This window comes from Mesorhizobium sp. M7A.F.Ca.MR.148.00.0.0 (assembly GCF_003997735.1).
GTDB lineage: Bacteria > Pseudomonadota > Alphaproteobacteria > Rhizobiales > Rhizobiaceae > Mesorhizobium.
The window spans coordinates 1-465 of sequence record NZ_RZTB01000404.1; the positions used below are offsets into that span (position 1 = coordinate 1).

Genomic DNA, 465 nt, shown 5'->3' on the forward strand with positions numbered 1-465 from the left:
TGCTGAACCGGGCCGTGACGCGCATCGTGGCGGGTGGGGTTGCCACTGCGTGCGCCTATACGGGCAGCCAACGCGACTTCGCCGCGGACGCCGTCGTGCTCGTGACGTCGCGCCAACAGGACGATGGCGTCTGGTGCGAACTGAAGGCGCGGCGAGATCAATGGGCCGATAGCGGCATCCGCTCGATCAAAATCATCGGCGATGCCGAGGCGCCTGGCCCGATCGCCTGGGCAACCTACGCCGGCCACCGTTTCGCCCGCGAGCTGGACGAAGCCGATATCGGCGACGCACTGCCCTTCCGCCGCGAGGTCACGGCGTTGGCGGCGGATTAGACGCCGGCGGCCCGGTCAGCGAATATCGGGTTGTTCAACCATACTGCATTGCACAATTCCTTCGCTTGGTCACAATGCAGGCATGGTTCGAACCGCACTCGCCGTCCTGGTGATCGATGAAAACCGCATCCGC

At 65.2% G+C, this 465-nt stretch carries 1 pseudogene; it reads left to right on the forward strand.

Annotated elements, in window-relative coordinates:
• Positions 1–332: pseudogene (locus EOB49_RS34715) on the forward strand (NADH:flavin oxidoreductase); the annotation flags it as partial.
• Positions 333–465: the final 133 nt, after the last annotated feature.